The 26,157-nt window shown below is 70.7% G+C and carries 26 protein-coding genes; 12 read left to right on the top strand and 14 right to left on the bottom strand.

Features of this window, described 5'->3' with window-relative positions; translation table 11 throughout:
* Positions 1 to 109: 109 nt before the first annotated feature.
* Entirely contained in the window at positions 110 to 325 is a 216-nt protein-coding gene (locus tag ACHFIV_RS25655; protein WP_398973487.1) for a hypothetical protein, read from the bottom strand.
* On the opposite strand from ACHFIV_RS25655, the gene ACHFIV_RS25650 reads away from it, so the two are divergent.
* The 8 genes from ACHFIV_RS25650 to ACHFIV_RS25615 all read left to right on the top strand — a co-directional run bounded on the left by ACHFIV_RS25650 (position 324) and on the right by ACHFIV_RS25615 (position 7,996).
* Positions 324 to 1,469 (top strand): serine hydrolase domain-containing protein, encoded by a 1,146-nt coding sequence (locus ACHFIV_RS25650; RefSeq protein ID WP_398973485.1) that lies wholly within the window; start codon positions 324 to 326, stop codon positions 1,467 to 1,469. The two genes, ACHFIV_RS25655 and ACHFIV_RS25650, sit on opposite strands and share 2 nt — an antisense overlap.
* A gap of 607 nt (positions 1,470 to 2,076) precedes the next feature.
* Entirely contained in the window at positions 2,077 to 2,916 is an 840-nt protein-coding gene (locus ACHFIV_RS25645) for an alpha/beta fold hydrolase (RefSeq protein ID WP_398973482.1), read from the top strand.
* 107 nt (positions 2,917 to 3,023) lie between these two features.
* Entirely contained in the window at positions 3,024 to 3,857 is an 834-nt protein-coding gene (locus ACHFIV_RS25640; RefSeq protein WP_398973479.1) for an alpha/beta fold hydrolase, read from the top strand.
* 318 nt (positions 3,858 to 4,175) lie between these two features.
* Complete coding sequence (locus ACHFIV_RS25635) at positions 4,176 to 4,571, top strand: MmcQ/YjbR family DNA-binding protein (protein WP_398973477.1); 396 nt, start codon at positions 4,176 to 4,178, stop codon at positions 4,569 to 4,571.
* Positions 4,568 to 4,741, top strand: a complete 174-nt coding sequence (locus tag ACHFIV_RS25630) for a hypothetical protein (RefSeq protein ID WP_398973474.1) — start codon at positions 4,568 to 4,570, stop codon at positions 4,739 to 4,741. Before ACHFIV_RS25635 ends, ACHFIV_RS25630 begins: the two co-directional genes overlap by 4 nt.
* 125 nt (positions 4,742 to 4,866) lie before the next feature.
* The gene (locus tag ACHFIV_RS25625) at positions 4,867 to 6,285 is read left to right on the top strand and encodes a pyridoxal phosphate-dependent decarboxylase family protein (protein WP_398973471.1); all 1,419 of its coding nucleotides are present in this window, start codon (positions 4,867 to 4,869) and stop codon (positions 6,283 to 6,285) included.
* A 242-nt stretch (positions 6,286 to 6,527) separates the two neighbouring features.
* Positions 6,528 to 7,316, top strand: coding sequence for an IclR family transcriptional regulator (locus tag ACHFIV_RS25620; protein ID WP_398973468.1), 789 nt, complete (start codon positions 6,528 to 6,530; stop codon positions 7,314 to 7,316).
* A complete protein-coding gene (locus ACHFIV_RS25615) occupies positions 7,313 to 7,996 on the top strand; it encodes a 4'-phosphopantetheinyl transferase family protein (RefSeq protein WP_398973466.1) in 684 nt (227 codons plus the stop codon). The genes ACHFIV_RS25620 and ACHFIV_RS25615 overlap by 4 nt, the downstream gene beginning before the upstream one ends.
* Here the strand turns inward: ACHFIV_RS25615 and ACHFIV_RS25610 are convergent.
* Positions 7,987 to 8,742: an AraC family transcriptional regulator gene (locus ACHFIV_RS25610; protein ID WP_398973463.1), complete on the bottom strand. Its 756-nt coding sequence runs from the start codon at positions 8,740 to 8,742 to the stop codon at positions 7,987 to 7,989. The two genes, ACHFIV_RS25615 and ACHFIV_RS25610, sit on opposite strands and share 10 nt — an antisense overlap.
* 53 nt (positions 8,743 to 8,795) lie before the next feature.
* Between ACHFIV_RS25610 and ACHFIV_RS25605 the strand changes: the two genes are divergently transcribed.
* Entirely contained in the window at positions 8,796 to 9,989 is a 1,194-nt protein-coding gene (locus tag ACHFIV_RS25605; RefSeq protein WP_398973460.1) for an MFS transporter, read from the top strand.
* Positions 9,989 to 10,255, top strand: coding sequence for a hypothetical protein (locus tag ACHFIV_RS25600; protein ID WP_398973457.1), 267 nt, complete (start codon positions 9,989 to 9,991; stop codon positions 10,253 to 10,255). Before ACHFIV_RS25605 ends, ACHFIV_RS25600 begins: the two co-directional genes overlap by 1 nt.
* Here ACHFIV_RS25600 and ssuE read toward each other — a convergent pair.
* The 12 genes from ssuE to ACHFIV_RS25540 form a co-directional block, all read right to left on the bottom strand.
* Positions 10,220 to 10,783 carry an NADPH-dependent FMN reductase gene (gene ssuE, locus ACHFIV_RS25595; protein ID WP_398973455.1) on the bottom strand — a complete coding sequence of 188 codons (564 nt, stop codon included), beginning with the start codon at positions 10,781 to 10,783 and terminating at the stop codon, positions 10,220 to 10,222. The genes ACHFIV_RS25600 and ssuE overlap by 36 nt on opposite strands.
* Positions 10,784 to 10,799: 16 nt before the next feature.
* Positions 10,800 to 12,323, bottom strand: a complete 1,524-nt coding sequence (locus ACHFIV_RS25590; protein ID WP_398973453.1) for an FAD-dependent oxidoreductase — start codon at positions 12,321 to 12,323, stop codon at positions 10,800 to 10,802.
* Positions 12,320 to 14,401, bottom strand: a complete 2,082-nt coding sequence (locus ACHFIV_RS25585; protein ID WP_398973451.1) for a molybdopterin oxidoreductase family protein — start codon at positions 14,399 to 14,401, stop codon at positions 12,320 to 12,322. Before ACHFIV_RS25585 ends, ACHFIV_RS25590 begins: the two co-directional genes overlap by 4 nt.
* Before the next feature lie 106 nt (positions 14,402 to 14,507).
* Positions 14,508 to 15,365, bottom strand: coding sequence for a PAS domain-containing protein (locus tag ACHFIV_RS25580; RefSeq protein WP_398973448.1), 858 nt, complete (start codon positions 15,363 to 15,365; stop codon positions 14,508 to 14,510).
* Positions 15,362 to 16,105 (bottom strand): thioesterase II family protein, encoded by a 744-nt coding sequence (locus ACHFIV_RS25575; protein ID WP_398973445.1) that lies wholly within the window; start codon positions 16,103 to 16,105, stop codon positions 15,362 to 15,364. The genes ACHFIV_RS25580 and ACHFIV_RS25575 overlap by 4 nt, the downstream gene beginning before the upstream one ends.
* A gap of 25 nt (positions 16,106 to 16,130) precedes the next feature.
* Positions 16,131 to 16,364 carry an acyl carrier protein gene (locus ACHFIV_RS25570; protein WP_398973442.1) on the bottom strand — a complete coding sequence of 78 codons (234 nt, stop codon included), beginning with the start codon at positions 16,362 to 16,364 and terminating at the stop codon, positions 16,131 to 16,133.
* Between the two features lie 25 nt (positions 16,365 to 16,389).
* Positions 16,390 to 16,962, bottom strand: a complete 573-nt coding sequence (locus ACHFIV_RS25565; protein WP_398973440.1) for a hypothetical protein — start codon at positions 16,960 to 16,962, stop codon at positions 16,390 to 16,392.
* Between the two features lie 158 nt (positions 16,963 to 17,120).
* Positions 17,121 to 18,338 carry an acyl-CoA dehydrogenase family protein gene (locus ACHFIV_RS25560; protein WP_398973437.1) on the bottom strand — a complete coding sequence of 406 codons (1,218 nt, stop codon included), beginning with the start codon at positions 18,336 to 18,338 and terminating at the stop codon, positions 17,121 to 17,123.
* Positions 18,335 to 20,008, bottom strand: coding sequence for an amino acid adenylation domain-containing protein (locus ACHFIV_RS25555; protein ID WP_398973434.1), 1,674 nt, complete (start codon positions 20,006 to 20,008; stop codon positions 18,335 to 18,337). The genes ACHFIV_RS25560 and ACHFIV_RS25555 overlap by 4 nt, the downstream gene beginning before the upstream one ends.
* A complete protein-coding gene (gene sbnB, locus ACHFIV_RS25550) occupies positions 20,005 to 21,069 on the bottom strand; it encodes a 2,3-diaminopropionate biosynthesis protein SbnB (protein WP_398973432.1) in 1,065 nt (354 codons plus the stop codon). Before sbnB ends, ACHFIV_RS25555 begins: the two co-directional genes overlap by 4 nt.
* A complete protein-coding gene (gene sbnA / locus ACHFIV_RS25545; RefSeq protein ID WP_398973429.1) occupies positions 21,066 to 22,043 on the bottom strand; it encodes a 2,3-diaminopropionate biosynthesis protein SbnA in 978 nt (325 codons plus the stop codon). Before sbnA ends, sbnB begins: the two co-directional genes overlap by 4 nt.
* Before the next feature lie 51 nt (positions 22,044 to 22,094).
* Complete coding sequence (locus ACHFIV_RS25540; protein WP_398973427.1) at positions 22,095 to 23,477, bottom strand: nitrate/nitrite transporter; 1,383 nt, start codon at positions 23,475 to 23,477, stop codon at positions 22,095 to 22,097.
* 642 nt (positions 23,478 to 24,119) lie between these two features.
* On the opposite strand from ACHFIV_RS25540, the gene dhaL reads away from it, so the two are divergent.
* Together dhaL and ACHFIV_RS25530 are read left to right on the top strand one after the other, a co-directional pair.
* Entirely contained in the window at positions 24,120 to 24,812 is a 693-nt protein-coding gene (dhaL, locus tag ACHFIV_RS25535) for a dihydroxyacetone kinase subunit DhaL (RefSeq protein ID WP_398973424.1), read from the top strand.
* Between the two features lie 5 nt (positions 24,813 to 24,817).
* Positions 24,818 to 26,140 (top strand): DUF1015 family protein, encoded by a 1,323-nt coding sequence (locus tag ACHFIV_RS25530; protein WP_398973422.1) that lies wholly within the window; start codon positions 24,818 to 24,820, stop codon positions 26,138 to 26,140.
* The last annotated feature ends 17 nt before the right edge of the window (positions 26,141 to 26,157 follow it).

The raw sequence follows: 26,157 nt of genomic DNA, 5'->3' as shown, positions 1-26,157 counted from the left end.
GTTGTTCCTTCCATGGTGAGGTGGTGCCGCCGAGGGCCGCAGCGCACGGCGGCATCGCAGGGACGCATGCGCGTCCCAATCAGCGCAACGTGGAGAAGGGCGCTCCCGTTCACCACGTGAGCGCGTCGCTTCGGGCGCGGTCGCGATCTGCCACGGCGCTCTCGGCAGTGACCGGGACACTGCGTGGGCGCATCTCGGCATCGGCCCGGCGGATGTCGTCACCGATGACCTTCTCCATGGCATGACCTGCGGCGATGCGTGAACCGCTGTGACGTTCAGCCCGTTGGGTGAGCGAACGGTTGTCGTCCGGAGTGGAGAAGAACATGGTCGTCGAGGGAACGAGCACTGCCCGGTTCGAACCGGTACGAGCGGCGCTGGCAGCGCACCTCGAAGCCGGCGAGGAGGTGGGGGCGTCGATCGCCGTCGATGTGGACGGGGTCATGGAAGTCGATCTGTGGGGCGGCCACGCGGACCGAGCGCGGACGGTGCCGTGGCAGCGGGACACCTTGGTGAGCATGTGGTCGACCACGAAGACCCTCACCAATCTCGCGGCCCTCGTCCTCGTCGACCGGGGCGCGCTGGATCTGCACCGCCCCGTGGCGCACTACTGGCCCGAGTTCGCCGCCCAGGGAAAGGAACACATCGAGGTGCGGCACGTCCTGTCCCACACCTCGGGACTTTCCGCCTGGGAGCAGCCCTTCACCATGGAAGACCTGTACGACCGGCCCACCGCCAGTGCCCGGCTGGCCGCGCAGGCCCCGTGGTGGGAGCCGGGCTCCGCCTCGGGCTACCACGTGCAGACACAAGGACAGATGGTGGGAGAGCTTGTCCGGCGGGTCAGCGGCCGGACGCTGACGGAGTTCGTCGACACCGAGATCGCCAAGCCGGCGCAGGCCGACGTCCAGATCGGTGCGCGCCAGGCCGACTGGCCGCGCATCGCCGATCTGGTGGCCCCCTCGCAGCTTTCCGGGATACCCACCGGCCTCGATCCCGAAGGGATCTTCACCAGGACGTTGCTCGGAAGCCCCGCCCGCGACGAGCACGTGGACACACCGCAGTGGCGCTCCGCGGAGCTCGGAGCAGTCAACGGCCACGGCAACGCACGAGGTATGGCCCGTGCCCTCTCCGCCATCTCACGGCGCGGCCAGGGCAACGGCCTCCGGCTTCTCTCCGCGGAGACGGTGGACAAGGTGTTCGACGTACAGGCCGACGGAGTCGACCTGTTCCTGGGCGTCCCCGTCCGCTGGGGCATCGGCTTCGCACTCGCCGACCCGAGGACGATGCCGAACATGCCCACCGGCAGAATCTGCTTCTGGGTCGGCCGGGGCGGTTCGATCGTCATGATGGACCTCGACCGGGGCGTCACGTTCGCGTACACGATGAACCGGGTGGGCGACGGGGTCCTCGGCTCGGAACGCACCCACGACTACATCAAGCACGTCTACGCAGTCCTGGAATCCACCGACTGAGGCGCGGAGTTCCCCTCGCGCACCCGTGGTCCTCCTCGTCCGGCCCGACGGAGCCGAGGCGCTCTGCCTCTCTCGCTCCCGGCGCACTGGCCGATGCCCTGGTCATCGGTGGTGCTGCCGCGCCCCGCTGCGGGCGCACCCCGGAGACGGCAGCCTGACCCACCGGTCACAGCTCCGCCCGCGGAGTCTCCTGCCGAGCGGGAGGGCTGCGGCGTCCCCTCGGCCGCAGGACCGAGCACGTACGGAAGCCGCTGCTCGCGGTGCCCGCCACAACCCGCCCCACCGTCCCCGCACGAGCAGCCCGTCTTCGGGTGAACCGGTCCGGCCGTCCTGCCGTCGTACGAGACGAAGGGCGCCCCACTCCCCGGTGACCGGCCGAGAGCGATACCTCAGGGCCACTCGAGCCGCAGACCCGCAACCGCCTCTCCTTACGGGTGCCGCCGACGGCCACCAGCAGTCCGATCAGTGCGGAACACGCAGCAAGGGCGGACGCACGTGAACGCGGTCACCGGCGAGGTGACTTCGGGCCCTGCTCCTCGGACGCACCGGCCCGCTCAGCCCGCACGGTCCGTAGAGGACCACCAACCGACCAAGAGGAATGTCACTCATGCGCATCGCCCGTCCGGCCCTTCCGAGCCGCAGATCCGCGCTGCTCGGTGTCATCACGGCCGTAGGCCTGTCCGTCGCCACCGTCACTTCGCCCACCACAGCCGGCGCGGCACCCCAGCACCCCGAACGCCCGACGATCGTGCTGGAACACGGGGCGTTCGCCGACGCCGCGAGCTGGGACGGTGTCGTCGCCCGGCTTCAGAGCGCCGGCTACCCGGTGGTGTCCGCCGCCAACCCGCTGCGCGGTCCGGCGACCGACGCCGCCTACCTGCGCAGCGTCCTTGGCCACATCGACGGGCCCGTGGTCCTGGTCGGTCACTCCTACGGCGGCACGGTCATCAGCCAGGCCGCCGCGGGCCTCGAGAACAAGGTGAAGGCGCTGGTCTACATCGCGGCGTTCCTGCCCGACACCGGTGAGAGCTCGATCGGCCTGACGAACAAGTTCCCCGGCAGCACCCTCGGCCAGGCCGTCGAGTCCGTCGACTACTCCCTGCCCGAAGGCGGTCAAGGCGCGGACGTGTACATCCAGCCGGAGAAGTTCCGCAGCCAGTTCGCCGCCGATGTGCCGAAGGCCAAGGCCGGGCTCATGGCCGCAGGGCAGCGTCCGATCGCCGCCGCCGCTCTGGAGGAGCAGTCCACCCAGGCCGCCTGGAAGACGATCCCCTCCTGGTCGCTGGTCACCACGGAGGACCGCAACATCCCCGTGGCCGCCCAGCGCTTCATGTCGGCCCGCGCCAAGGCCCGCACCACGACGATCGACGCGTCGCACGCGGTATCCGTATCCCGCCCCGAAGCCGTCACCCGCATCGTCGAGCAGGCTGCCCGCACGGTCCGGTGACCGCCGGCCCCGTCCTGTCGCCCGACGCACCGCACCGCACCCGCGCGACCGTTGCCGATCGTGCGCCTCACCGTCAGACGCATTCACACCGGAAGGCAGAAACCACCATGGCGTTCATCACCGTCGACCAGGAAAACTCCACCAGCATCGACCTGTACTACGAAGACCACGGGACGGGGCAGCCGGTCGTGCTGATCCACGGCTACCCGCTCGACGGCCAGTCCTGGGAGAAGCAGTCCGCCGCACTCCTGTCGGCCGGCTACCGCGTGATCACCTACGACCGGCGAGGTTTCGGCCGCTCCAGCCGGCCCACCACCGGCTACGACTACGACACCTTCGCCGCCGACCTGAACGTGGTCCTGGAGACCCTCGACCTCGACGACGTCGTTCTGGTGGGCTTCTCCATGGGCACCGGCGAGGTCGGCCGCTACCTGGGCACCTACGGCTCCGCCCGGATCGCCAAGGCCGCCTTCCTCGCCTCCCTCGAACCCTTCCTCCTCAGGACCGACGACAACCCCGGCGGCGTCGACGGCACCGTCTTCAAGGACATCGAAGGCGCCGTCACCGCCGACCGCTACGCCTACTTCACCGCGTTCTACGAGAACTTCTACAACCTCGACGAGAACCTCGGCACCCGGATCAGCGAGGAAGCCGTCCGCAACAGCTGGAACGTCGCCGCCGGCGCGTCCTCGTACGCCTCGCTGGCCTGCGTGGCCACCTGGTCCACCGACTTCCGTGCCGACCTGCCCAAGATCGACGTCCCGGCACTCATCCTGCACGGCACCGCCGACCGCATCCTGCCCATCGAGGCCACCGGGGAACGTTTCCACCTGGCACTTCCGCAGGCCGACTACGTCGTCATCGAAGGCGCCCCCCACGGCCTGCTGTGGACCCACGCCCAGGAAGTCACCGACGCCCTCCTCGCGTTCCTCGCCAAGTGACCGGCGGCCGACGCCTCACCTGCCGTGAGGCGGCATGCGTCTGATTCCCGCGTAGCGGGGACACCGGAACCCATCTGCCCGGCAGCGGCGCCCCGGCCCCGCCCTCCCGGAGCGGCGCGGACCTCCTGCGCGAGGCCGGTCATTCCTCCGCGTCACGTACCAGGAGTGCGATCTGCACCCGGTCTTCCGCGTCCGGTACGGGGAACAGCGGGCAGAGACGTCGTAACACGTGGGGTGGGACCGGGGCCGGTCCGGTGTCGGTTTCGAGGGAAGGATGGGATGTGCTGCCGCGACCACCCGCGAGGAAGGCGACGCCCCATGGACGGAACGACCCTGCACAAGACCGCCGCCGACTGCGCCGAGGGGCTGCCAGGCACCCGGCTGGAGCATCCCTTCGGCGACGACTGGGAGGTCTTCAAGGTGCGCGGCAAGGTGTTCATGCTGATGACCGAGGTCCCGGGGCGTCCGGTCGTGATCCTCAAGGCGGACCCCGGAGAGGCCCGTGCCCTGCGGGAGCAGTACAGCCACATCACCCCCGGCTACCACATGAACAAGAAGCACTGGATCACGCTGGAGGGTGGTGAGGGCGTCGACAGGGAACTCGTCGACGAGCTCGTCACCGACTCCTACCGACTCGTCGTCGCTCACCTGCCCAAGGCCGAGCGGCCCGTCGACCCGGACACCTACGGCGGTGGAACGCGGGCGGCCCGGTGAGCAGGGTCGGCGACCGGCTGCAGGACACCGCCCGCCAGGCGGCGGACGTGTACGAGGTCGTGGGCAAGGTGTTCGTGATCCTCACCGACGACCCGGACGAGCCGATCGTCACTGTCAGGTGCGGACCCGGACACGCCCGCGCGCTCGTGCGCGGCCACGCAGCCAACTAGGCTGCTGTGGAAGCGGATTGCCGACCAGGCCGGCCAGGGCGCGGCGGCGTCCGGTTCTGCGGTGCCGGAGGTGATGGGGGCGCCGAGCGCCGTTACCCTTCTGCTTGTGACGAACAGAGTGCAGCGTGCATCCTGACCTGGCGGCGGATCTGGTGCGTCTTCCCTCGCTTCTGCGGTCCGTGAGGGAGCATGCGGCAGCTTTCCTCGACGGGCTGGAGGAGCGGGAGGTCGTTCCGCCGTTCCGGGGCTCGCAGGCGGCCGGTCTTCCCGAGCGGGGGAGTGGGCTGCAGGCCGCGCTCGTGGACTTCGCGGAACGCTGGGAGCCCGGCCTGTCGGCGAGCGCGGGCCCCCGGTACTGGGGTTTCGTCACCGGCGGGGTGACCCCCGCCGCGCTCGCGGGGGACTGGCTGACAGCTGCGGCGGACCAGAACTCGTTCTCCTCGCTCGACGGTGCCGGGCAGCGACTGGAGCGTGAGACGGTCTCCTGGCTCCGCGATCTGTTCGGGCTGTCCCGCGAGCAGGAAGGGACCTTGGTCAGCGGGGCGACGATGTCCAACATGGTCGGTCTGGCGGTGGCCCGGGAATGGCTCGGTGAGCGGCTCGGCGTCTCTCCCGCCGAAGAGGGGGCGGGCGCGCTGGGAGCGGTGCGGGTGCTGTCCGGAAGCCCTCATTCGAGCGTGCCCAAGAGCCTGTCGATGCTGGGCCTCGGCAGGGCGTCGCTGGTCCTCGTCCCCACCCTGGCCGGGAGGGAGGCGGTGGACCCCGTCGCGCTGGAGGCGGCCCTCGAACAGGCCGACGGCCCGTGCGTCGTGGTGGCGAACGCGGGCACGGTCAACTCGGGCGACTTCGACGACCTCCGCGCCCTCGTGCGGCTGCGCGACCGATACGACTTCTGGCTCCATGTGGATGCCGCCTTCGGAGGGTTCGCCGCGCTCTCCCCCGAGTCGGCGTTCCTGGTGGACGGCATGGACGCCGCCGACTCGCTCTGCGTGGACCTCCACAAGTGGCTGAACGTGCCCTACGACAGCGCCGTGCAGTTCACCCGCCGTCAGGACCTGCAGGTCCGTGTCTTCCGCAACACCGCCGCGTACCTCGGCCCCGACGCGGCGGCCGGCCCCGGTCCCGCGGGGGCCGGGACCGACCGTGTGCACCGGACGCCGGAGAACTCCCAACGGCTGCGTGCGCTGGCGGCGTGGTTCACGCTCCGTGCCTACGGGCGGGACGGGCACCGGGAGATCGTCGAACGGTGCATGGCCTGCGCGCGCTCCCTGGCGGCGTCCATCGACGCGGCTCCCGGGCTGCGGATGCTGGCCCCGGTCCGGCTCAACGTCGTGTGCTTCACCCTCGCCGAGAATCCCACCCCCGCCCGGCTGGCCGCGCTCGCCGGGAAAGCGGCCGGCCGCGTTTTTCTCACCCCGACCGTGTACGCGGGTGTTCCGGCGTTGCGCGCCGCGTTCAGCAATTGGCGGACCACCGAAGCGGATGTCCGTACCGCATTCGAAACTTTGTGCGAGAGCGTGCCGACGGATACCTCGGGGGCGTGAGGCGCGCACCTGAAGGGGGCAGTCGGTGACGTGGCAGGTCACCCGGCCTCCGGCCGGCTCGGCGTACCCCCCTGGCGCCGTGGCTTCCTCCGTCACGGGAGCATTGCCGCCGAACGCTGTTCGTAACCGCTACGATATTCCAGCGATACTTTTTCAGGAGTGCGCACAACTAGAGTCATGTGTGAACGAGGTTCATGAAATCTGGTAGGCGTGTTCGGCTGTGACTTCCAAGGGGAAAATCCATGGTTCAAGCGGTGCAGCGAGCGGTCCAGGTACTCAAGGAATTGGCGACCGGGACGCAACGGCTCGGAGTCAGTGAGCTGGCGCTACGGCTCAACGTCGCCAAGCCCACCGCCCATGCCCTGCTGCGCACACTGGAGTCCGAGGGCCTGGTCACGCAGGACGTGGAGACCAGTAAGTACCAGCTGGGACCGGGGCTCGTCACGCTGGGTAACGCCTATCTGGACTCGCACAAGCTGCGGATCAGGGCCGTCACCTGGGCCGACATCCTCGCCACCCGCACAGGTTCGGCGGTCTGGGTCGGGGTCATGGTGGAGCGGCAGGTCCTCGTGATCCATCACGCCTCCCGCCCCGGCGCCACGGTGCAGACACTGGAGACCGGGGCGAGCCTCCCGTGGAACACCTGCGCCCTGGGCAAGGCGATCGTGGCGTTCCTGCCGCCCGAGCAGCGCACCGCCCTGCTGGGCGGGGAGCTGCCCCGGGTGACCGGAGCCAGCATCGACGACCCGGAGGTCCTGGACGAGCAACTGCGAGGCGTACGCGAGATCGGATACGCGTCGGACAACCAGGAGTCCACCCTCGGGGACGCCTCGGTGGCGGCACCCGTCTTCGACCACACCGGGCAGGTGGCCGGCGCTGTCGCGCTGGTCGGTCCGGTCGAGCGGTTCCTGGACGAGTCCGCCCGCCACGAAGGGGCCATCGCCACGCGGGAGATCGCCCGCAGCCTCTCCCGTGACCTCGGCGCCCCCCGCAACGCCGGCCTGAGCGCCGAACGGTTCCTCACGCCGTGATCCGCAGGGTGGCGGCCGAGCCCTCCGCCGCCGCGGCGGTGGCGGAGGCGGAGGTGTGGCTGCTGCAACCTCACGCGGCGAGCGGGCCGGATCTCGATCTCGCCCTCCTCGGCGAGGAGGAACGCCGCACCCTGCGTCGGATCGGCGATCCCAGGAACGGAGTGCGGTACGCCGCGGCCCACATCTGGTTGCGCCGGCTGCTGGGGGAGCGGATCGGCGTCGGGGCGGCGAGCGTCCGGTTCGCGCGCGAGACCCGCCCAGGGGGGAGCGGGGCGCGGGAGGGCCGGCCGACCGTCCTGGACCCGGCCGGACGGACCCACTTCTCCCTCTCCTACGGCGGCGACTCGGTGCTCATCGGGATCGCCGCCCGGCCTCTGGGAGTGGACATCGAGCCCGTCCCCGACGCTGCCAGGGCGCGGACCCTCGCCCGTGTGCTGCATCCGGCGGAGGCCGCCGAGATCGCCGCGGACGATGACGTGGCTCTGGCGTTCGCCCGCATCTGGACGAGGAAGGAGGCGTACCTCAAGGGCATCGGCACCGGGCTCGGCCGCGCGCTGGACGCCGACTACCTCGGCCTGCTGGATCGCACGGCCACCCCGCGGGGCTGGGTCCTGGCCAACATGGACGTGGCCCGGGGCCACGCCGCGGCCGTCGCCGTCCGGACGGACCGTCAGGCCTGATTGCCGCCCGTCCGGTGTCTGCCCGGAGTGTGCCCGTAGGCCTGGCGGAAGACGTCGATGAAGGCACTGGCGGAGGACCAGCCGCACCGGTGCGCCACCGTCGTCACCGGCATGCCCTCGGCCAGCAGCACCAGCGCCTGGTAGAGGCGTAGCTGCGTGCGCCACTGGGGGAACGTCATGCCGAGGTCGGAGGTGAACAGGCGGGACAGCGTACGGGCGCTGACGCCGGCCTCCTTGCTGAGCGCCGCCAGTGTGCGCTGTTCCCCGGGGTTCGCCCGCAGGATGTCGCAGATCTCCTCGAGGCGGCTGTCGGTGGGTGTCGGAAGGTGCAGCGCCTGCTGCGCGGACGCCGCCAACCGGTCCAGCAGTACCGCCCGCAACCGGTGCCGCTCGGCACTGTCATCGTCCGGATCGCTCGTGTAGGCGAGGATCAGCTCCCGCAGGAGGGGCTTCACCGTCAGCACCGTCGGTGCGTCCAGCCCCAGCGGGTTGTCCGTCGCGGGCAGTCCGACCAGGCGCAGGTCGAGCGCCCCGTGAGCATGGTGCGCGTGGACGGTGCCCGCCGGCACCCAGATCGCCCGGGTCGCGGGCGCGATCCAGGTGCCCACGTCCGTCGTGATGGCCAGGACACCGCGCGCCGCGTAGATGATCTGGTGGTCGTCGTGTCGATGGGCGTCGATGTCCGCCCCGGCCGCCAGCCACTGGGTGCGGGTCGGAGCGATCGACTCATGGCGAACGTTCTTCATTACTTGTCCTTTTATCGGAAGCGCGCCGGTGAGTCCAGGGCGACGATGGTCCGGTGGCAAAGAACCGAGCAATCACCCTGTTGTCCGTCGGACACGCCTGCGTCGACGTCTACCAGGGCGCCGTGGCCGCCCTGGTCCCGTACTTCGTGGCCGAACGCGCGTACACCTATGCGGCGGCCTCGGGCATCGTGCTCGCCGCGTCCCTTCTGTCCTCAGTGGCACAACCCCTGTTCGGTGTGCTCACCGACCGGCGTGCGATGCCCTGGCTGCTCCCCGTGAGCACGGTCGTCGGAGGTCTGGGCATCGCCCTGAGCGGCCTGAGCGGGTCCTACGCCCTGACCCTCGTGTTCGTCGCCGTGGGCGGCGTCGGCGTCGCCGCCTACCATCCGGAGTCGGCCCGCGTGGCGCGCATCGCGAGCAAGGGCAGCAACACAGCCATGGGCTGGTTCTCCCTGGGCGGCAACCTGGGTTTCGCCTTCGCCCCGGTCCTGGTGGCCGTGGTCGTGGGAACGGGCGGCCTGCGGCTCTCACCCCTGCTCATCTTCCCCGCGCTGATCGGCAGCGCCCTGTGCCTTCCCGTACTGCGTGGGATGGAGCGCACGGCCGCCACGTCCGGTGCTCCCGCGCACGCACCCGCCCGGCGGGACGACTGGCCGTCCTTCACGAAACTGGCCCTCGCGGTGGTCTGCCGGTCGATCGTCTTCATCGGGCTGAGCACCTTCGTCTCGTTCTACGTGCGGGGGCGCACCGGCGGCGGCATGGCGGCCGGGACGGCCGCACTGTTCGTGCTCTACCTCGGTGGCGCGGTCGGCACCGTCCTGGGCGGCAAGCTGGCGGACCGCTGGGACCGCGTCACCGTGGTGCGCCAGTCGTACCTCCTGACCGTCCTCGCCGTGGCAGGACTCGTCTTCGTACCGGGCCCTGCCATCTACCTGTTCGTGGCGCTGACCTCAGCCGGGCTCTACATCCCCTTCTCGCTGCAGGTCACGCTCGGCCAGGACTACCTGCCCAACCGCGTCGGCACGGCCAGCGGCATCACCCTCGGTCTGACGATCAGCATCGGCGGCCTGTTCAGTCCCCTGATCGGACGCCTGGCGGACGCCACGTCCCTGCAGACCGCCCTCATGCCCCTGATCGCCCTCCCCGCGCTGGCCTGGCTGCTGTTCTGGACCCTCGCGGAGCCGGCCGTGCCCGGCCGGCCGGCCGCGACGACCGCTTCCCCCACTCCAGAGGAGGTGAAGAGCTGATGTCTTCATCGCGCTCTTCCGCAAGGGACCTCGTACCGCTCCAGAAGCGCCCGCACACGGACCGCGACGCGAGTCCGGCACGGTACGGGTGCCCACTGCGCAGCCGGGGGTGCGCGGCCACGCTGCCCGAGCCCTCCTGGCGGCTGGAGTCCACCCACCTCACCTCACAGGGCGAGATCGAGTACTGCCGGTGTTCCTGCGGGGCGCGGGTCATCCTCCACGACGGCGAGTTATCGGCGTTCATCAGCAGCGACGGGGAGGCGTGAGGGGGCGGGCAGGGCCATGCGGAACTGCTCCATCACCTCGTCGAGCCCCTGGGAACTCGCCGGCAGCACGCGCAGCGTTCCGCCGCTGACATCCAGGTGCTTGTCCAGCAGGAAGAAGCTCTGCACCACGTGACGCGCCCCCAACGAGTGGGCCACCGGCCGCAGCGCGTAGTCGAGAGCCAGCACATGTGCCGTACTGCCCCCGGTGGCCAGGGGCAGTACCGCCTTTCCCGCGAAGCCGAACTGCGGAAGCAGGTCCAGGAAGGTCTTCAACAGGCCGGAGAAGCTGGCCTTGTACGTGGGAGTGGCCAGGACGATCCCCTCCGCCTGGGCCACCTGCTCCACCGCAGCGGAAACCGCCGGGTGCCCGACCTGCGCGCCGAGCAGCGGCGCGGCCGGCAGGGTGCGCACCCTCAGATGGTCGGTGTGCCAGGCGTACGTGTCCAGTCGTTCCGCCACGAGTTCGCCGAGACGTTCGGTCCTCGAGGTGGACGAGGGGCTTGCGGAGATCACCAGAATCTTGGGCACAGTCAGTCCTTCGTTGTCAGGGGGCCAGTAGTTCCGGCACCGGATCTCGGTGGTCGTCCCGCCGCGACCGGGGCGGGGAGACGCTGTCCACGGGATGGTCCTGCTCCTCGTCGCTCCTCCCGGCGTCCGCGTCGGGCTGCTCGTGCTTCGCGCGGAGCCACCCGCAGATCTCCTTCACCGCACTGCGGCACCCCCCGCAGCCCGTGGTGGCCCGAGTGGCCCGGGCCAGGCCGGACTCCTCCCGCGCGCCCCGCAGCCAGGCGGAGACCAGGTCGTTCTTCGTGACGTTGCTGCAGCGGCAGACGACCGTCTGCCCGGGCAGGGAGCCCGGGTCCCGCGCGGGGTCGGCCACGGCCCGGCCCATCAGCAGGGAAAGGCGGTCGTTGGGTGCCGCGGCCCCGGAGTCGTAGAGCTGGCTCACAGCCGGGACGGAGTCCGGGAGTCCCAGCAGTACGGCCCCGACGACCTGCGCGTCCAGCACCGACAGCCGGGCGTACTGACCGCGCGCGGGATCCGTGAGGACGACCGTCTCGGCGCCGGCGGCTTCGCCCTCGCCCGCGCCGATGACGGCCAGGTCGACGCCGCGCACCTTGAGCCGGGTGATCGTGCGGGTGCCGGCGTACGGGCGTGGTTCACCGGTGAGCACCCCCGCGAGCACGTCCGCCTGCTCCCAGGCGGGGGCGATGAGCCCGCTGACCTCACCGTGCACCTCCGCGCAGTCCCCCAGCGCATGGATACGGGGGTCGCTGGTGCGCAGGTACTCGTCCACGACGACACCGCGTCCGACCCGCAGTCCGGCATCGCGGGCCAGGGACGTCTCCGGCACGACACCCGCGCAGACGATCAGCAGGCCTGCCGGGACCGAGGAGCCGTCACTCAGGACGAGCCGGTCACCGGTCCAGGCGGTGGCCGTGCGTCCGGCCAGGACCCGGACCTGGAGGCCGTCGAGGGCCGTCGCCAGCAGATCTCCGGCCACGGGACCCAACTGGCGGTCCATCGCATGGGGTCCGCCGTGCACGACGTCCACGCCGTACCCGCGCTCGGTCAGGGCACGCGCCACCTCCAGGCCCAGCACACCTCCGCCCAGGACGGCGACGCGGCCCCGCACGGGCAGCCGGTCCTCGACGAGCTGGCAGTCGGCCAGTGTGCGCAGAGCGACGACACCCTTGGCGGTACGTCCGTCCTCCTCGGCCAGTCCGTGCAGCGGAGGGAGGAAGCACGTCGCGCCGGTCGCCAGGACCAGGTCGTCGTACGGGAGGACGACGCCCTCGCCGGTACGCACCTCACGCCGGCGCCGGTCGACGGAGACCACGCGGACACCGGTACGGACGCGGACGCTTCCCTCGCGGTGCCGCGCGAGGTACGTCGCCCCCGGGGACAGCCGGCCCGCGAGGACCGAGGGCAACAGCACCCGGTTGTAGGCGGGTTCGCTCTCCGCGCCGACGACGGTGACGTCGGTGCCGGGAGCGCGCGCACAGAGCAGTTCGGCCAGACGGTGTCCGGCCGGACCGTTTCCGACGATGACGACACGGCGGCTCACAGCTGATCACCTGCCGGGGCGGCGGGGACGTCGTCCACGGGCTCCAGACGCGCCGCGCACACCTTGAACTCCGGCATACCCGACGTGGGGTCCAGGGCGGCGTTCGTGATCGAGTTGGCCCGTCCCGCGCCGGGGAAGTGAAAGGGCAGGAAGACCGTGTCGGTGCGAAGGGAGGCCACCGTGCGCACCCGTGCGACGGTCGTGCCCCGGCGGGAGACGACGCGGGCCAGGTGGCCGTCGCGGACCTCGGCCCGCAGCGCGGTCTCCGGATGGACCTCGACGAAGGCCTCACCCGCGGCGGCCACCAGTTCGGGGACGCGCCGGGTCTGGGCACCGCTCTGGTAGTGCGCCAGCACCCGGCCGGTGGTGGCGTGCAGGGGGTACGTGGCGTCGGGGAGCTCCGCGGCGTCACGATGTGTCACCGCGACGAACCGGGCACGCCCGTCGTCGTGGGCGAAGCGGTCCAGGAAGAGCCGCGGTGTGGACTCGCCCTCGCTGCGGCTGGGCCAGTGCACGGGGGCGTCGAGACCGTCGAAGTCGATGCCGCTGTAGTCGGCGGGACCGCCGGCCGACGCGCGCCTCAGCTCGGCGAAGACCTCCCGGGGCTCGGCGGGGAACCGCTCGGGCGGCTGCCCCAGGCGGACGGCGAGTTCGCGCAGCACCCACAGGTCGCTGCGGACCCCTGCCGGGGGATCGAGGGCACGGCGGCGGCGGAGCACGCGCCCCTCCAGGCTGGTCATCGTGCCGTCCTCCTCGGCCCACTGCGTGACCGGCAGCACGGCGTCCGCCATCCGGGCCGTCTCCGAAGGGACGAAGTCGGCCACCACCAGCAGGTCCAAGGCGGCCAGACGCGCGGTGATCCGCCGGGCGTCGGGAGCGGAGACGACCGGGTTCGAACCGAACACCAGCAGGGCCCGGGGCCCGCCGGGACGGCCGAGGGAGTCCAGCAGTTCGTAACCGCTGGGGCCCGCACCCGGGAGCTCTCCCGGGTCCACGCCCCACACCCCGGCCACGTGGGCACGGGCCGCCGGGTCCGTGATCTTCCGGTAGCCGGGCAGCTGATCCGCCTTCTGCCCGTGTTCCCGGCCACCCTGTCCGTTGCCCTGCCCCGTGAGGCATCCGTAGCCGGAGCCCTGCCGGCCCGGCATGCCCAGGGCCAGCGCCAGGTTGATGTAGGCCGCTACCGTGTCCGTGCCCTTGGAGTGCTGTTCCGCGCCCCTTCCGGTGAGCACATAACGGCGTCCGGCCGCGGCGAGCATCCTCACGGCGACGTACTGGTCCGCGACGGGAACGCCCGTGACGCGCTCGACCCTCTCCGGCCACCACTCGGCGGCCCGGCGCCACGCCTCCTCGAAACCGGTCGTCCGGCGGGCGATGTAGGAGCGGTCCAGGTGACCGTCCGTCACGGCGGCGTGGAGGAGTCCCAGCGCCAGAGCCAGATCGGTGCCCGGCGTCGGACGCAGATGCAGGGCCGCGCGCTCGGCCGTGGCGGAGTGCCGGGGATCGATCACGATGAGATCGGCCCGCTCCAGGTGCTGCATCAGCGGAGGCATCGTCTCGGCCACGTTGGCACCGGCGAGCAGGACCACGTCCGCTGCCGCCAGATCAGTGACCGGGAAGGGAAGACCCCGGTCCGCTCCGAAGGCGGCGGCACCGGCCGCCGCGGCCGAGGACATGCAGAACCTGCCGTTGTAGTCGATCCGTGACGTGCCCAGCGCGACCCTGGCGAACTTGCCCAGCAGGTAGGCCTTCTCGTTGGTCAGCCCGCCGCCCCCGAAGACGGCTACCGCATCGGGTCCCGACTCGTCGACGATCCGGCGCAGCCGGCCGGCGACGTCGTCCAGGGCGGTCTGCCACGTGACCCGTCGGTGGGCGTCCCGCGAGCCGTGGCGCAGCAGGGGGGAGGTCAACCGGTCGGGCGCGGACAGCAGGTGAGGGGCTGTCCATCCCTTGGCGCACAGACGGCCCGCGTTGACCGGGAAGTCCTCGTCCGCCCGGACCGAGACCTCCTCACGGGACGAGACGTCGAGTCTGGTCCCGCACTGGAGGGCGCAGTAGGGGCAGTGTGTCCTGACCATCCTCAGTTCCTCACAATGGTGGTCGGCCACGGTCGGCGTACCGGCCGGGGCGGAGGGCACGGGCGGGTGGGGCGCGAGGCGTCCTCGCGCCCCACCCGCCCACTTGCTAGGCCGGCCAGCCGAAGGCGCTGATGGTGTCGCGGGCACGGCGGGGCTCCGGGTCGTTGAAGACGAAGCACCGGGTGTTGCTGACGCTGCCGCCCTCGGCCTGCGCCGTCGAGAAGATCAGGACCGGGCGCGGAGCACCGTCCTTCGTCACGAAGTTCGCGCGGAAGTTGATGATCGGCGAATCCTCGTCCCAGCGCGAGAGGAAGTCCTCGACCAGGCCCTGGTCCTCGTAGATCTTGCGGATGTGCTGTCCCACGTACTCGTCGGGGGTGTCGGTGTACTCCACCAGGGCGACGTCGGCCGGGTTGGCGTGCATCACCCCGCCGTTGACGCCGATCAGGTGGATCGCGACCGGCGCCACCTCGTAGAACTCGCGCATGACCGCGGCCTTGTCCGCGGTGGGAGCGAGCGTCGGGTGCTCGGCGTCGTCGACCGAGCGGATCCAGGCGGCGGCGTCGGACGCGGCCGCGTTCTCCGCGGCCGTGTTCGACACCGGGAGGCGCTCGCCCAGCTCCGGCCGGCTCACCCAGTGGACGCGTACCTGGCCACCGGACTCCACCCGCACGGCGTTGACCCGGGCGGGACGCTCCTGGCCGTCCGTACCGCGGTAGACGACCGCGACGTTGTCCAGCCGGTTCTCCTTCTTGAGCGCGGCCAGCAGATCCTTCAGGCCGTCAGTCGCGCCGGCCACCTTGACCCGCTCGCCCAGGTGGCTCGCCTCCCCGCCCATCAGCAGGGACAGCGCCTTGTTGTGCAGGATGACGGCCCCGGCCCCGTCGGTCACCGCGATCGCCACCGAACTGTTGCCGATGACGTCGATGAGCTGGTCGGTGGAAGGCACCTTGGTGATGGTCATTTCCCACTCCTGATTCTTTTCGGACTCGGATTCATGCGATCCACGATTTCTTTTATCGTGGAAGCCAGAAGGTCTTTTCCGGCGAGATAGTAATCATGTCCGCCGTCGAATGTAAACGTTCCGAGGAAAGGGCCTGTGATGAATTCTTTCCATGCGGCCATATCTTCGGCGCGGACGAATTTGTCATCTCTGCCGCACAGTAGTGCCAGGGGTGCGTGGACGGTTCTTCTCGCTCCCCGGTATTCCCGCCGCATGCGGAGGTCGGCCGTCAGATGGACGCCTTCCTTGTCCCCCTCCTCATCCGTGAGGCGGCGTTCTGCCCGCACGGCGGAGAAGGCGGTGGCGATAAGAGCGCGGGGCGCGTACCCCGGCTCCCGGGCGCCGGATATCAGCAGGCCTGCGACCTCGCACACGGGGTCGGCCGCGAACCGGCCCGCCATTTCGTAGGCGAACAGTGTGCCCAGGCTGTGGCCGAACAGATGGAGGCGTCGCCCCGCCAGGTCGGGGGAGAGATCCGCGGTCCATCGGTCCACGGCCTGCTGCACCGTGCCGGCCGGCTGCTCGTCGGCCAGTCTCCCGCGGCCCGGTAACTCGCAGTGCACCGCGAGGAGGCCGGGGGGAAGCCGCCCTCCCAGGGGTAGGTACGGAGAAGTGATGCTGCCCGCCGGGGGCAGGAAGACCACCACGTCACCGGCTTGCTCCAGGTCGCCCTGTACGACGACGGATGATGTGCGCGTCATGTCGAACCCGCTCTTTCCGCTGCCGCTACGGACGGAGGAAGTTCTCCTCGATGCCTTTCAGGGTGCGAAAGGCGTCGAGGTCGATCTCGGCGGACTCGAGCATGGCTCCGCGCAGCTCCTCGACGTGCAGGACCAGCTCCACGAACTGCAGGGAGCTGATGATGCGGGTGTCGATGATGTCGGTCTCTGCGTCGAGCTCGGTGACGTCGGGATTGCGGCTGAGGATCCACTCGCGCACGTCCTTCCAGGTGGCCGTCATGACCACTCCCTCCTGCTGTGGCGGTTCACCGGCTCGCGCCGGCGGGCAGCCGGGACGCGAAGGCGTTGAAGGCGGCCACCCTGTCGGCCACTTCCGAGACCAGGGCGAGGTCGCCCGGCCCCACCGGGCCGCGGCGGTGTGCCGGGCCCCGCACGATCACGAGGCGTCCGCCGGGGACCCCGCGGAACTCCAGCGCGAGAGCGACGGCCGAACCGACCCCCCACTCCCGCAGCTGCTCGAGCAGCCGCGGATCGGTCTCTGCGGAGAAGCCCTCGTGATCGCTGACGACGAGACGCGGCCGGCCGGCGGAGTCCGCCAGCGCGCGCACCTCGGAGAGGGCTGCGGCGAACTCGTCCGGCGCCTGGACGACGGGCTCCCCGTGCACGGCCGGCGCCTCCAGCGAGATGGCGGAGGCGAAGAACGGCACGCACGCCTTGGCCGTGGCCGGCACGACGTCCGCCGGGTCGACGGTGCTGCGGATCGTGGAACTGACGTGGGCGAGGAATCCCAGTGATTCCTCGGCGGCCTTGCGTCCCGAGATGTACCGCAGGGCGGTGGTCCAGTCCTCGGCAGGCTTTTCCTGGCTCTTTTCGGGCATGATTGTCCCTCAGGTGGAATGGGAATTGCGGGTGAAGGGGGCCGAATGGCGGTGACGCGGTGAATTCGGCGTCCATGCGAAATCGCGGGAGATTGAGACTCCGGCCGATTAATTCGACCCTAACAGTGACGCGATACTCGCACAACAGGATTGTGAGGTCAGCTGAAATTGACCTCGGGGTCGAGCAGGCAGAGCTGACCGTCGGCCAGGTGCAGCCTGTCGTTACTGTAGTTCAGGGCCGCTGAACGCAGATCCCGCAGCGCCTTTTCCAGTCCGGTCGGTGAGTCCTTGAGATAGCCGTGACGCAGGCCGACGGCATCGATCAGATCGTTCACCGCGGCATGGCATTCCTCGGCGGCCGTGATCTTCAGGGAATTCAGCAGCAACTGGCTGCCGGGCGCGGACAGGTCCTCCTCCTCCTGGACCAGGTGCTGCGTGCGGCGCAGGAGGGCGTGCACGGTGTCGAGCCGCTGCCGGGCCCGCGACAGCCTGGTCAGCAGCAGTTCCGACCCGAGGTCCGCCCGGCTACGGCCGGCGGGGTCACGCAGCATGCGCACCACCCTGGAGAGCGCGCCCGCCGCCGTACCCAGCCACGCCGCGGACCAGCCCAGATGGGCCAGTGGCCCGAACACGGACTGGGCGATCCGGTGGAAGCCGCCGTGATCACCGATCACCTGGTGCGCGGGGATCGTCCCTGTCAGCCTCAACGGCAGACTGTGGCTCGAACGCATGCCCATGGGGTTCCACTCGCCCGACGCCTGCACCTCCAGCTGACGGCGGTGCGCGTACACGAGCGAGACGTGATGGTCGGCGGTGGCGGACGGACTGCGCATGGTGATCAGGAATCCGTCCGCCTGAGTGCCGCCGGTGACGATCGGGGCGGTCCTGTCGATCTCCAGCGTCCCGCCGACGGCCGGCATCCGCGCGTACGACTTGAAGAGGTGACCGCCCTTCCCCGGCTCGGTCGTCACCGACGCCAGGTACAGATCGCCGGCGGCGAGCAGGGGCAGCAGCTCCTCACGCAGGGGGGACCGGGCGTGCGCCACGATCGCCTGCGACTGCTGGCAGTGCATCGCGAAGATCATGGCCATCGACATGTCGGTACGGCCGAGAGCGAGGGTGACGTCGACCAGATCGGCGACGCCCCCGCCGAGCCCTCCCTCCGCTCGGGGCACGAGCAGCCCGAGCAGTCCCGTACGGCGCATCTGCGCCAGTGCCTCATCGGGGAAGGCCGCCTCGCGTTCGGTGCGGGGCAGGTGCTCCTCGGCGGCCAGCGCCACGGCGGCGACCCGCTCGTGAAGACTCATGCCCGCCACGGGTGGGGCCTCCGCGCGCTCCGGCCCCGCGGGGGTGGCCTCGGCCGTCTGTGCGGTCATGACGCTTCCTTCCCGGAAGTCGCACCGGCTGCCCTGAGCGTCCGGTGATCGATCTTCCCGTTCTGGGTGAGGGGTAGGGCGTCCCACCGGTGCCAGCGCCGCGGCACCATCGCAGGGGGCAGGACCTCGTCGAGGGACTTCTGGAGCTCCTCGGGTGACACCGGCGTGAGTACGGAGTAGTGGCCGACGAGTTCGCTGCGGTCGCCGTCTCCCGAGACGACCACCGCACACCGTTCGACGCCCGGGTGCCGGCTGAGTACGGCTTCGATCTCATCGAGCTCCATACGCACCCCGGCGACCTTGACCTGGCGGTCGCTCCGGCCGGCGTAGTGGACGAGACCGTCGTCGAATCTGGCGAGGTCACCGGTCCGGTAGAGCCTGCCGGTAGGTGACAGCGGGTCGAACGGGTCGTGGAAGAACGCCCGCCCGGTGACCTCCGGGTCGTTGAGATAGCCGAGGCCCACGCAGATGCCGCCGACGAACAGCTCACCCGTCTCACCGGGTGCGGCCGCGCGCCAGGAGTCCTGCTCCCGCACCAGCAGATACAGGGAGGTGTTGTCCACGGGTGAGCCCACGGGAATCCGGTCCCGCACGAGATCGGCCCGGGTCACCACGTGGTGGGTGATGTCGTCGGAGCACTCCGTGGGGCCGTACGCGTTGACGACCGCCACGCCGGGCAGCGCGTCCAGGACGCGGGCGGCGAGTCCGGGGTGCAGTTCCTCACCGGTGGACAGAAGCCGGCGCAGCGACGCGAGTGACCCTCCATCGGTTCGCCGCACCTCGTCGACCAGCCAGCCCACGACGGTGGGAACCAGTTCGACGACACTCACCCCGGCGGCGTCCAGAGCACCGATGAGCCAGCGCGGCAGGCGCAGGGCGGAGTCCCTGATCACCACGGTGCGCCCGCCGATCAGGAGCGGGCACAGCATCTGCCAGATCGAGATGTCGAACACGAGCGGCGCGGTGAAGGCCACCGCGTCCCGAGGACTCAGGGACAGGTCGTGCACCTTGGCCCAGAGGTGGTTGAGCATGCCCTGGTGCTCGACGGTCGCCCCCTTGGGACGCCCGGTGGTGCCCGACGTGAAGATCGTGTAGCGGGTCTCGTACGAGCGGTCGGACCCGCTCCGCCCGGGTAGGTCGCGGCAACGGCGCTCGACGGGCAGCACCAGGAGCGCGACGTTCTCCGCCGCGGCGGCCGCACGGGCCGCGTTGGCCATCTCCTCGGCCCCGGTGTAGTCGAGCAGCAGCCGCGCCGCGGCCCTGCCGAGGACGTCGCGGACACGAACCGCCGGCCACGCGGGGTCGACGGGCAGGTACGAGGCGCCGATGCTCTCCAGCGCCAGGAAGACCACGGGGGTCTCCAGGCTCCGGGTGCCGACCGCTGCCACCACGTCGCCGGCCTCGATGCCGCGGGCGAGCAGCAGCTCACGGACCGCTCCCACGTCCTCGACCAGAGTGCGGTAGGTGAGGGCGCGCTCGCCGTCCACCACGGCCGTGCGTCCCGGGTCGTTCTCGGCGTGCCGGATGACGTGATCGAGGAGAGCCGTGCCGGTGTCCACGGTGCGGGAGCGGCGCAGCGCCAGACCGCCGGCCCGGTCCACCGCGCCGGCCGCCAGGGGAAGGCGGGCCCACACGCGCTCCGGCGCGGCCGGACCCCGTGCCGCGCTCACCGCGCACCGGCCTCGGTGCGCGGGGCGGCATGGCGTGCCAGGTCGTGGAAGAAGCCCTCGACGGCCATGACCTCGCCGGCCTCCTCGGCCCGCCTGAACACGTGCTCACCCACGGCCATGTCCAGCACGCCCAGGCCGAACGGCGAGAAGACCACGGTGCGGTCGGCCGGGACGGTGAGCCGGCCGGTGAGCACGTCGAAGAGGGTTCCGGCGAGGAAGTCCCGGCCGCCGGTGCTCTGCTCGGCCAGGTGGACCGACGTGTTCGCCTTGAGCACGTGCTCGACGTCGTCGACCACGTTGACGCTGTCGAGGATGACGTCGGTGCTCAGGTCGCGCAGCGAGACGTGCAGGACGAGCGGGTGGTGGTCGAACCAAGCCGGGTCGCTCACGTGCGGTTCCGCCGCCGTCGTCGCGAGGACCACCACGTCGCTGGCCCGGATGAGCTCCTCGGAACTCCCGTACACACGCACTGACGTCCGGTCCCCGCCGGACTCGCGCAGATGCCGGGCGAAGTCCCGCGCGTACCGGTCGGACAGGTCGTGGACGCCGAGCTCCTCGGGCTCCCAGCCGAGCGTGGACAGGTACTGGTGCAGATAGCGGGCGATGAGCCCGGTACCGAGGAACCCGATCCGGCGCGGTCGCGGGCGGTCCGCGAGCAGGGCGCGAGCAGCCACCGCGGCGGACGCGGCGGTGCGCACCGCACTGATGATGGAGCTCTCCAGGCACGCGTAGGGGTACCCGGTGGCCGGGTCGTTGAGGATCAGCACGGCGGAGGCTCGCGGTATGCCCCGCTCCAGGTTGGAGGGGAAGCTGGAGATCCACTTGATGCCGTCCACGGGCCGCTCGCCGCCGACCGATGCCGGCAACGCGATGATGCGGGCCGAGGGGCGGTCGGGGAAGCGCAGGAAGTAGGAGGGCGGATTGACGGTCTGCGCCTCACCGTGCAGGCGGTACGCCTTCTCGACGAGGTCGATGACTTCGGGCCGGCGCCCGTCGAGCGCCCGGTGCACGGCCACGCCCGGTACCACCCCGAACCGGGGGACACCTACCTGCTCGTTCATATGCTCTCCAGAAGTTCGCGGATGTCGACCTGCCCGTAGTGGTCACTGACCCAGGCGTCGTTGTAGATGGTGTTGATGTAGCGCTCGCCCAGGTCGGGGGCGATCGCGACGGCACTGCCGGCGGGGTACTGGGCGAGCCACTGGGACGCGGCGGAGACCACGGTCCCCGAGGAGCCGCCGAGCAGGATTCCCCGGGCCGCCAGCTGCCTGCAGGTGTGGATCGTGTCGATCTCGTGGACCCGCATCACCTCGTCGACCAGGCCGGCGGTGAGTGACGGATCGATCAGCGGCATGGGTGCGCCGGCCCCCAGCCCCGGGATGTGGCGTGGTCCCGGGGTCCCGGCGAAGCTGACGGAGCCGACGCTGTCGACGGCGATGACGCGCACGTGGGGCCGGTGGAGGCGGAAGTACCGCGCGCAGCCCATGAGCGTGCCGCCGGTGCCGGCACCGACGAACAGGGTGTCGAGATCGGGGAAGTCCTTGGCGATCAGCGCGGCGGTCGTCTCGTAGTGGGAGATCCAGTTGGCCGGGTTCTCGTACTGGTTGAGCCACAGGTAGCCAGGGTTCTCGGCGCACCGCTGCCGCACGTAGGAGCGTCGCGCTGCCAGGAACCCGCCCGAGGCGTCGGGTTCGTCGAGGACCACGACCTCGGTTCCCAGGGCCCGCATCAGAGCGACGGTCGCCGGGTTGCAGTTGACGTCGGTCACACAGACGAACTTCAGTGCCTTGGACGCGGCTATCACCGACAGGGCCACGCCGAGGTTCCCGGAGGAGGACTCGATGAGCGTGGAGTCCGGCCCCAGCGTGCCGTCGTGCTGTGCGGCCTCGACCATCCAGGCGGCCGGCTGCATCTTGATCGAACCCGCGAAGTTGAAGCCCTCGCACTTGAGGACGAGAGGGATGCCGAGACTGGTTCGCAGGTCGAGGTACACGTCACTGTCCAGCAGATCGTGAGCTGCTGAGATCACAGGCATGCGTGCAGTTCACTTCCTTTCATGTGGTGGAACCGATCGTTGTGCGGGGGTTCAGCGGACGCCTGACGGTTGCTTCGGGAGGGCGTCCAGCTCCTGCGGTTCCTGGCGCCCGCCGCGCAGGAACACGGTGCGGACGACGGCCATGCACAGGGCGTAGTAGGCGAGGAACGCGACGAAGGCGGGAGTGCCGCTGCCGTCCGGGCCGCTGTACGAGGCGCGGAAGACCAGGTTGATCGCGACTCCGCCCAGCGCCCCCACGGCCCCGGCGATGCCGAGCACAGCGCCGCTCAGCCTCCTGGAGCGTTCGAACTCGGCCCGTGCGTCGCGGCCCGCCGCGACCGCCTCTTCCGCGTTCCTGCCGAAGAGAGCCGGGATCAGCTTGAACGTGGACCCGCTGCCGACGCCGCTGAGCACGAACAGGGCGGTGAAGCCCGTGACGAAGAGGGAGAACGTCCTGGTGTGCGAGGCGATGACCAGGAGAACCGTCCCCGCGGCCATGCCCATGAACGTCAGCAGGGTGATCCGGGCGCCGCCCCACCGGTCGGCCATCCGGCCTCCCAGGGGCCGGGCCACCGAACCCAGCAGTGGTCCGAGGAAGGTGAAGGACGCCGCCTCGAGCGGCGTGGAGCCGAACTGGCTCTGCAGCACCAGGCCGAAGGCGAAGCCGTAGCCGATGAACGACCCGAACGTGCCGACGTAGAGCAGCGAGATCCACCAGGTGCCGCGATGACGGACGGCCTCGCGCTGAGTGCCCGGTGTGGCGCGTACCGCGTCGACGTTGTCCATGCGCAGGGCCGCGAGCAGGGATACCAACGCGATCAGTGGGAGGTAGGCGGCGGCGACGTACGAGGGGTGTGTGTCGCCGGCGGTGGCGATCACCAGCAGCCCCAGCAGCTGGATGACCGCGACGCCCAGGTTGCCGCCCCCGGCGTTGAGTCCCAGTGCCCAGCCCTGGTGCCGCTGCGGGAAGAAGGTGGTGATGTTGGTCATGGAGGAGGCGAAGTTGCCGCCCCCCACTCCTGCCGTGGCGGCGATGACCACGAACACCCACAGGGGCGTACCGGGTTGCTGCACGAAGTGGACGGCGGACGCCGTCGGCACGAGGAGGAGCAGCGAGGCGAACACGGTCCAGGTGCGTCCGCCGAAGCGGGTCACGGCGTAGCTGTAGGGCAGCCGTAACAGGGCGCCGACGAGGGTGGGGGTGATCACCAGGAGGAACTTCTCACCGGGTGCGAAGCCGAGTCCGATGTCCGGGGACATGAACAGCACCAGGACCGACCACATGCTCCACACCGAGAAGCCGATGTGCTCGGACAGAACGGACAGCCACAGGTTGCGGCGGGCGACGCGCTTGCCGGAACGGTTCCAGAAGACCTCGTCCTCGGGGTTCCAGCCTTCGATCCATCGTCGCCGGGTGGACTGTCTGCGCGACATGAGTCTTCTCTTTCTGGTTTCGGAGAGACGGCCGGTTGGCTGTAGGGGATCTGCTGACGTTCGGGCGGGGTGGCGCTTTCTGGCCAAGGTCACGGCGGACGACCGGGAAACGGTGGCGCGCACGGACGGCGAGCCCGGCCCGGGAGGCCGGAGGGGACCGCCCGGCGGGCCGGGACGTTCCTCCGGGGCGACGCGGACGACCTGGCCTCACGGCGCCGACTGGTCATGGAAGGGCTCTCCTTGTGCTGGAACGGGACTGCGGCGGAGGCGATCGTCGCTTCGGGCCCAGGTGCGGGGCGGTAGCGGCCCGCCGTGCGGGAGCTGACCCGGTGCAGTGGCCGAGACGCGGTCGGTCGGCGGGAGAGGGCCTGTGCCTGTGGCATGTGGCCCATGAAGAATGTGGCGCCGGCGACCTGGCTTCCGCAGCGTAGATCAACCGAACGCTGTTCAGCAATAGGAAATGGTTAATCAGTTCTGGCAGGACTCCTGTGGGCCAAGTACGTCCTTGACGCCATGCGGGGAGTGCGTTTTGATGAACACCGTTCATCAGTACCGAACTTACGCCATCTTTGTTTGACAGTCTCTCGCCCGCAGTGACCCCAGCTCAGCACGCTTCGACGGCCCACGAGGAGAGAACAGCCAGTGAACGTCACACTCGCCCGGGAGTGGGTGGGCAACGCCAACACGCTCATCAGCCGGCAACGCGACCACCTGACGGAGCTGGACGCCGCCATCGGGGACGCGGACCACGGCGTCAACCTCACCCGCGGCTTCGCCCGAGCCCACACCGTCATCACGCGGGGGCCGCACCTCAGCGGCACGCCCGCCAGCATCCTTTCCTCCACAGGCCGACTGCTGATGTCGGAGATAGGGGGCGCCGCAGGCCCTCTCTACGGCAACGCCCTGTTCGCCACAGGCTCAGCATTACCAGACACCGACGAGGTGAACCCCGAGGAGTTCGCCACCGCCCTCCAGGCAGGTCTCGACCGCATCCAGGAGCTGGGTGCCGCGACACCCGGCGACAAGACCATGGTCGACGCCTACGCACCGGCCGTAGCCGCGTTCCGCCACGCCGCCGCCGGCGGCTTCGGCCCCGCCACCCGGGCCGCCGCGAGCGCGGCCGAGGCGGGCATGCGCGCCACCGTTCCCCTCCAGGCCGCCAAGGGCCGCGCTTCCTATCTCGGGCTGCGAAGCATCGGCCACCAGGACCCGGGCGCCACATCGACGGCCCTCGTCTTCCGGGCCCTGGCCGACACCTTCCAGGCGCCGCAACAGTCCCTCGCCCGCCCGGCCTGCTCCGGGTCGCGTCCCGCCCAGCCGACACACAGGAGGTGAGCCGGATGACATCCCTCTCCGGCACGACCCGGCGCACCGCTGAGGACCTGCCCCGTGAACCGGCCGGAAGGCGGGGCCTGCGGCTGGCCCCGCTGCGCGGCCTCCGCTACGTCCCGGACGCGGTCGGCGACCTGGCCGCCGTGACCTCACCGCCCTACGACGTCGTCACACGGCCGGACGGTCTGCGGCACCTGGAGTCGGCGGACCCGAACAACATCGTGCGGCTCATCCTTCCGCAGGCCCGCAGCGCCGCCGCGCGTCACGAACTGGCCGCGGCGACCCTGCGCGACTGGCTTGCCGCCGGCATCCTCGCCCCCGACCCGCAGCCGGCGCTCTACGTGTACGAGCAATCCCGCGGGGACCTCCTCCAGCGAGGTGTCATCGGTGCGCTCGGCCTCTCCGCTCCGGCGGAAGGCGTGGTGCTGCCTCACGAAGAAGTCATGCCGCACGTCGTCGAGGACCGCGCTGCCCTGATGCGTGCCACGGCCGCCCACCTCGAACCCCTGCTCCTCACCTACCGAGGCGACACGGACGTGGCCGGTGCCGCCGCCGTCATCGAGCGCACGGTCGCGACACGCCCTCTGCTGGCCACCACCACGGAGGACGGCTTCAGCCACCGCCTGTGGGCGGTCACCGGCCCCGCCGAACTCGCCGAGGTCATCGACGACCTGGCGGGCCGCCAGGCCCTCATAGCGGACGGCCACCACCGCTGGGCCACCTACCTGCGCCTCCAGCAGGAGCACGCCGCGGCCCCCGGGCCATGGGACCGCGGACTCGTGCTCCTGGTGGACACGGCACGCCACCCGCTCCAGGTCCGCGCCATCCACCGCCTCCTCCACCGCATGCCGGTCTCCGCCGCGCTGACACGGGCAAGCCCCTTCTTCCGCGTGCGGCACCTCCGGACCTCTCTGCCCGACGCCCTCCGCGCGCTCGGGGAGGCGAAGACCGCCGGAAACGCCTTCCTCCTCGCCGGCGACGGTGCCTTCCACCTTCTCGACAGGCCCGATCCGGCGCTCCTGTCCCGGACGGTCCGGCAGGACCGCCCCGAGACATGGCGCACGCTGGACGCCACGGTCCTGCACGAGACGCTCCTGCCCCACGTATGGGGAATCCCGGACACCCCACGGGACATCGCATACGTGCACGACACGGAGGAAGTGGTGCGACAGGCCGAGCTCCACCGGGCCACCGCCGTCATCCTGCGTCCCGTGCGCGAGGAACTCGTCCGCACTCTTGCCCGCGAGGGGGTCATGATGCCGCGCAAGACGACCTCGTTCGGACCGAAGCCTGCCTCGGGCCTGCTCCTCCGCAGCCTGGAAGTGGACTGACCCGGTACCACCCATGG

The organism is Streptomyces sp. ALB3, from assembly GCF_044385685.1.
Taxonomy (GTDB): Bacteria; Actinomycetota; Actinomycetes; order Streptomycetales; family Streptomycetaceae; genus Streptomyces.
The sequence above is the reverse complement of the archived record's forward strand: the minus strand, read 5'-3'. Positions and strand labels throughout refer to the sequence as shown.